Genomic DNA, 6,161 nt, shown 5'->3' on the forward strand with positions numbered 1-6,161 from the left:
CTCCTGGCTTTCTTATTTCAAGGAAAAACCTGGTCTTGGACCTGGGAACTTAACGATCTGAACGCTCAGCTCATGGCTGCAGGGTTGGACTCGCCTACCAGTCGCCCGCCAAGAGCTCTCGCTTGCTAACTTGGCTCCACCTCAAGCCGCAAGTCGTAACGTTGTAGAGCAGCTGGAAGCAGCCTCCCATTGTGGTTCGCAGATGGTGCTTCAATTCTGTTTTTGTTGCCAATTAGATCATTCTGAAGCGCCAGCACGACCTTTTGTTCCGGTGCGACAACAACCTGCGAAATCAACTCCATTCCACTTGGTGCGAGCGGCGTAACTCGCTGCGGAAAGCCATTCTTTCGGTCCGGCTGGCTATATTTCACTGACAGGGCATGGGGCGGCAAATCTCCAAGCTCATAGGTAGAAAATGCAATCCAGTTCACTGGATATCTAAACAGTTTCTTGCGTCCATCATCACCTATGGCAAGGAATGCAAGGCTATGATCTCCCTGCACATTCCGAAACAGCCTTTCGGCATTATCTGGTGTTGCATCCGACACATCGCTACGAGTTATTGAACCTTCAGGCCACCTAAGCAAATCATAGGCTGTGTTTTCGTCATCCTCGATACCATACAAAGGCGGATCGTTGCGAGATAACCAGTGCGCCATGGCCCAGGCTTCTTGCATACGAATATCAGCCATGGTCATGCCATAAATTCGGCAAAGCCGCACGAAATCTGTCAGTGTCCGCGGCTTGATTACCAACAATATCCACATCAGCGCAGACTCAGCAGTCAAAAATGTTTGCCCACCCAGCTCATGCGATGGTCGTCGCACCACGTTACAGCGACGACAACGTAGTGTCATATTCTCGATATAGTCTGCGTCCAGCGGGTCATCGAAGAGTTCGCGACCTTCGACATGGTCTGCTTGCAATTCAAGGCGGCTGCCGCAGTCCCTGCACCGTCCTGTTTGGGCATACGCCCAATCCATGACAATGCGCATGGTATTGCCCTTCCCGTCACGCCGTTTGAACCCATCAGACGACGCAAGGCTTGTGCCGGTTTGAGAGGGGTTCAAATGCCCAAGAATGAGCGCCGCCAGTTCCTGCCAGTTCGCTAAGCCGTTTTCGACAAACGACTTGACAAGGTCATGCCACTGCTCTTCTGACCAAGCACTATCATGAAGTCCGAACCCTGTTTTGGGCGCGATGGCTATGGTGGCTTCCTGTGGTGTCGCTTCGTCTGGGCGGTGGTCTTTAGGAGCGGTATCATCAGACATGCTGATCATCCCCTTCAAGATACTCTTCAAAGACTGCAAAAAATGCATCTGTGGTAATGCCCAAAGCGCGGCAAACATAAACTAGCTCGACAACATCGAGCCTACGTTCGCCGCGTTCTATTTTGCTGATGTCAGATTGGTCAGCACCAATAGCATCGGCGAGTTGAATCTGAGTGAGCCCGCTTTGCTTTCTCATTTCTTTGAGGCAAGCGCGGAGGGCCGTGTAATCTCTTCGTTCGATTTTTTTCATCTGCTCGCCTATGGTCTCTTGCGAGCCTTAGCGGCTACAGGTAAATAGGCCAAAATCGCATATTTTGTAAGGCAAGAAGGCTACAAGAAGAGATGAGCAAGACCGTCGTTACAGCGCTCTTGGAAGAGTTCAATCAACTCTTGAAGCTGCGCTTTTCGTGCCCGCCAGACCTCATAACAGTCGCGCAGGACGCAGCGCAGACGGCAGGCCAAAACGCCCTCCGACCCGCAGCAGAACGGCATCGCGAACTGTACGCCTTGGTCAATAGTCGGCTCGGCTTGAATAAGCAGCGCATCAAAATATTCGTCGATCTTGCCGCTAAACAACGGCACTTCTTCAACTACCGTGACAAGAACACGCTCGCGGAGCTGTTCGACGGAGCACGTCGTGAAGCATTTGCGGCTTGGTGCGACGGAAAAGGGATCGGCGAAGACGTGCAGCAAGCTTTCCAGCCAATTACTAATGACGAAAGCGTGGCCGGCCTTCACGATCTCCTAAATACAGGCCGGGTGAACCGCAGCGATGCGCGGGACTGCGCTCTAGAGGAAAAACAAACGCTCATTCAGCGTGCATTGTTCGGCTGTTTTGTGTTCCGCGCTTTCGAAGACGGCGCAATGCACAAGGTCTTCAATGAAGATGCGCGAAAAGAATACCATGCGAACTTCTTTGACCATTTGCGTATCCATCACCACGATCAGCTTCACCGCGAATGTGCTTTGATCTACCAGGATGTAGATGTTGGTCTCTATTCCGCGCTAACCGATCAACAGCTATCCGATCTGTTCCTTGCGGGCATTCGCGAAAGCTATGATCGCCTAGCAAATCACTGCTATTTCGCGCTGCGTCTGCGCGCAACACCTGGAGGTGCTTCTCGCCAATGGCGCTTATTCTCTGACGTCATTCTCTATGCCGAGAAACACCGAGAGATTGCACTTTCAAAAGGATACTTCCGCCCAGAAACCATCCGCGAAGCAACCAGCGAGCACATCGGTACGGCGCTGGACGTTAAATCCGCTCGCTTTGAACTTGTGAACGAAGGCTTCTTTTTCAAAGATTGCTTTGTGCTTTCACATGCCACCGAGGAGGGCACAACCGATCAGCCCTATGATATTCTGCTCTTGTTTGAAAAAAATGAGCGTGATGAGCGAATAATACCGTGCCCCGCCTGCCGTTCTCACAAAGTCGGCGGGAATTCATACCCTACAATCGGCGTGCGGAGCTGGGAGTGTCAGAATTTGATCTGTCCTGAGCGCAGCGCTTATGATCGCGGCAACCGGTATTCTCTGGCGTCGATTATGAAGCAGGAAGCCATCGCGTCGGCAGAAGACCAGATACCACTCGACGTGCGTAGGCGTTGGCGCAATGATGTGCTGTTTGATGTCCACGATGAAGAGATTACGGACATGCTTATCCGACAGTTCAGCCTGCACAAAGATCGCATAGTCATCATGGGGCGTGAGGAGCGCGAGCCGCATATCTATCTTGGCCGTGAGGTTACCTACGAAACTTTTGGCGGATGGACGACAGAGGATGGCATCGCAAAGCACTTCTTTGATAGCGCCTTCTTCAAGCGCTTTGCCCTGAACCGACCCGCTGGTAAATTCAGTCCGGCTTTATCCGAGCAGCACCTGCAGGCGGGCGTACGGCTTGTAAATGGTGATTGTGAAAGTTGTCTGAATGCTATGCCGCACCAGAGCATAGACGGCGCGGTAACATCACCACCATATTACAATGCGCGGGAATACTCGCAGTGGCCGAACATCTATTGCTATCTCTACGACATGCACAACGCTGCACGGGCGGTCTTTAGGGCGCTCAAACCTGGCAGTTTGTTCATCTACAATATTTTCGACTATTTCGATAATGAGAACATCGCGGCCCTTTCGGCAATGGGCAAGAAACGCATGATACTCGGCGCTTACATCATCCATCTGTTTGAGAAGGTGGGCTTTGAGATCGCGGGCAATGTTGTGTGGTTCAAGGGCGACATCGAAGGAAAGCGCAATTTCAATGGCGGCAACACCTCACCATACTACCAGCTACCGTTTAATTGTTGGGAGCATTGCTTTGTATTTCGCAAGCCAGGGGGAGAGGCAAACCTGCCATCTATTAAGATTCTCAAACAGCGCCCAGTAATCAAGATAGTGGGGGGTAAGAACACGCACGGGCACACAGCGCCGTTCCCGCCGGAAATCCCGCAACTACTCATTGACACACTGCCCGAAGGTGCCACTGTTCTCGATCCCTATGGCGGAAGCATGACAACCGCTTGCGCTGCGGTACAGAGCGGCATGGGGGCGCTGATGTTTGAGTTAGATGAAAGCTATTTCCAGCTTGGCGAAAAAAACGTTCGCGAGGCGCTGTCGGCCCCTACTGACTTATTTGCATTCATCGACACCTGAAAAATAACTTCTAAGAATTAAAAGCCTGTTCAGCCGAAACCGTAAACCTAATTTTGCCTAGTGCGGCAGCAGTTGCATAGGAAACGACTTCATCGCTTGCGACGAGGCTTGCGACGAGGCTTGCGACGAGGCTTGCGACGAGGCTTGCGACGAGGCTTGCGACGAGGCTTGCGACGAGGCTTGCGACGAGGCTTGCGACGAGGCTTGCGACGAGGCTTGCGACGAGGCTTGCGACGAGGCTTGCGACGAGGCTTGCCTACCTCATCACCACGGTCAACCCCCTTGCAGAGAAGTCTCAAATGCCCGGTCTGATCCGTACATCTGCAGTTGCATCATAAATATGTAATCGATCAACATGCGATCTGTTCTGCCGTCGCTATCGGCCGCGCGATTGTCAGTTAAACACATTGCTGCGGCAGACCTCTGTTAGTCCTGCCTGCGCCTTCGCCCAATCGTCTCGTGCTTTCGGAAGCCGCACTTCCACTATGTCATGCGGGTCTTTGTAAATGTCTTCAATTGGTCCCCACAGCAGGTACGCACTTAGCTCCGCCTCGAACAAGGGCGACAATGCATCAAGAACGCTTTCATCCGCAAAAAACTTTAGATTGTCTTGCGAGTTAATATGTTCAAACAGCTCCTCAGTTAAGAACTCATGAGTTTCGCTGCTTGAATCGAGATCTTCCAGTTCAATCCCTTCCGAAAGTTGTGACGACAAGGACCCGACGTACTGGCCAAAAGCACGGCGCAAATCTCTGCTGTTGTTCAAATAATCAAGACAATGCTGAGTGGCCTGTTCCAATCTGAAGCTATCACGCTGGTCGTCCAACGCTTCTTTCGCTGTATGTGCTTGATAGAGCGCCGCTCCAGCAGCAATAAGTGCAATGAAATTTGCAAGAAGAGACCCGGCAAGGAAGACTGCAATCGAACCTACAATTTTTGTTCCATTTGAAGTCAAAGCTCTAACCAATCTAAATGGAGGTGTCGGTATGGACGACATGTTACCAATTCCTACTGAGCTATATGACTATTTCGCTCAAGTGTCATCGGCCAAATCCTACCATTCAAGTACGGCGCAGCATTTGGTACGTTGGGCTCACTAAAGTCCTTTTCGCCCTATTGTCCGGATGGCCGATCCGGCGCTAAACTGAAAAATCTCGCCCTCACCCGTAAACGACCCGTGGAAAATGACAGCGAAGTTGGGGAAGTCGATTATCAGCGCTTGCTGGACACCAAGGTCTGGCGAACCCAATGAACGGTGGACTGATCGCCGTGGTCTTCGGCATCACTGACCTGCTCGACAAGCTCCGCTAACGCCCAAAGAGCATTGACTTGCGCCTCTGGCATACCGCGTGTTTCCAAACTGACACTCAAGTACTCATATTTCTTATGGCATTGCGCGCTACCGCCACATGCCTTGGCCAGAGTTTCAATTGTTTTGGCAAGCCCGTCCCAGCCCGGACGATCCGGCCATCGATCCTTGAGTATATCTTTCTCGATTTTGCCTTTGGTTGAACAGTTTTTGTCGTCCATCTTTCAACGTTCCCGGTCTTGTGTTTTCCCTTTTGCCACAGAAGGCCTCGGGGATCGCAGTCCCGCAAGTGCATCCTTGGCCTTAGATTGTGCAAAGGATTTATCCTGCAGCGAAAGCTTCTCGGCTGCGCCGCGATCCTTAGCCATCCCTTTCTCCTTTGCACGTTGCTGTCGTGCTCTTTGAGCGGCTTGGGCTGCCTGGCTTTGAGCCCTGGCTCGCGCATCCACTCTTTTTTCCAAATGCGTCTTGGCTGCGTTTCTGTCCTGCTCACCTTGCTTGCGGGTTGCTTCCTGGAACTTGGCATTTCTCTCATCTAACTGGCCATCCAATTGGTCCGCCTGAATCTTCGCCGTCGGGCCGTTTGACGGTGTTGGCTGAGCAACCGGTTTCGACATGTTTTCAGCGCTTTGGACGTCATTGTTCATTTTTCTTTCCTCCATTCCAGTTCTGAGTGTTTGCAAAGATCGGGCAGCCCCGTCACTGGCGGCTCTGGTCTCCTGCCGCACACCTCGATCATTCCTGCGCTCGGAGCTTCGCCACTGCGATTGAAGCTCTCCGCGCTCCAATTTCTGCCGCGTGATGAGGTCAGCGCGTTCATCCTGGAACCAGGCATAAAGATCGCGGTTGTCCTGCGCCCGCTCTGCACTCAACATGTCGAGGCGGCGGCGCAAGGGCCGGTCGTACCAATCCTTGAAATTTGCCAAGTT

The 6,161-nt window shown here is 52.2% G+C and carries 6 protein-coding genes; 1 reads left to right on the forward strand and 5 read right to left on the reverse strand.

What is annotated here, in order from left to right:
- Positions 1-125: 125 nt before the first annotated feature.
- Positions 126-1,271, reverse strand: a complete 1,146-nt coding sequence (locus FD715_RS06100; protein WP_147106657.1) for a hypothetical protein — start codon at positions 1,269-1,271, stop codon at positions 126-128.
- Positions 1,264-1,521 (reverse strand): helix-turn-helix domain-containing protein, encoded by a 258-nt coding sequence (locus FD715_RS06105; RefSeq protein WP_147106661.1) that lies wholly within the window; start codon positions 1,519-1,521, stop codon positions 1,264-1,266. The genes FD715_RS06100 and FD715_RS06105 overlap by 8 nt, the downstream gene beginning before the upstream one ends.
- A 92-nt stretch (positions 1,522-1,613) precedes the next feature.
- Here FD715_RS06105 and FD715_RS06110 point away from each other — a divergent pair, with 92 nt between their 5' ends.
- On the forward strand, positions 1,614-3,923 hold the full coding sequence (locus FD715_RS06110) for a site-specific DNA-methyltransferase (protein WP_147106664.1): 2,310 nt from the start codon (positions 1,614-1,616) through the stop codon (positions 3,921-3,923).
- Positions 3,924-4,317: 394 nt separating this feature from the next.
- On the opposite strand, the gene FD715_RS06115 is transcribed toward FD715_RS06110, so the two are convergent.
- The 3 genes from FD715_RS06115 to FD715_RS22455 all read right to left on the reverse strand — a co-directional run.
- On the reverse strand, positions 4,318-4,920 hold the full coding sequence (locus tag FD715_RS06115) for a hypothetical protein (RefSeq protein ID WP_147106667.1): 603 nt from the start codon (positions 4,918-4,920) through the stop codon (positions 4,318-4,320).
- Positions 4,921-5,135: 215 nt separating this feature from the next.
- Positions 5,136-5,453 carry a hypothetical protein gene (locus FD715_RS06120; RefSeq protein WP_147106669.1) on the reverse strand — a complete coding sequence of 106 codons (318 nt, stop codon included), beginning with the start codon at positions 5,451-5,453 and terminating at the stop codon, positions 5,136-5,138.
- A gap of 3 nt (positions 5,454-5,456) precedes the next feature.
- A partial coding sequence (locus tag FD715_RS22455) for a hypothetical protein (protein WP_189799414.1) occupies positions 5,457-6,161 on the reverse strand: 705 nt, incomplete at its 5' end.

It is taken from the genome of Tateyamaria sp. syn59 (genome assembly GCF_007995245.1).
Taxonomy (GTDB): Bacteria; Pseudomonadota; Alphaproteobacteria; order Rhodobacterales; family Rhodobacteraceae; genus Tateyamaria.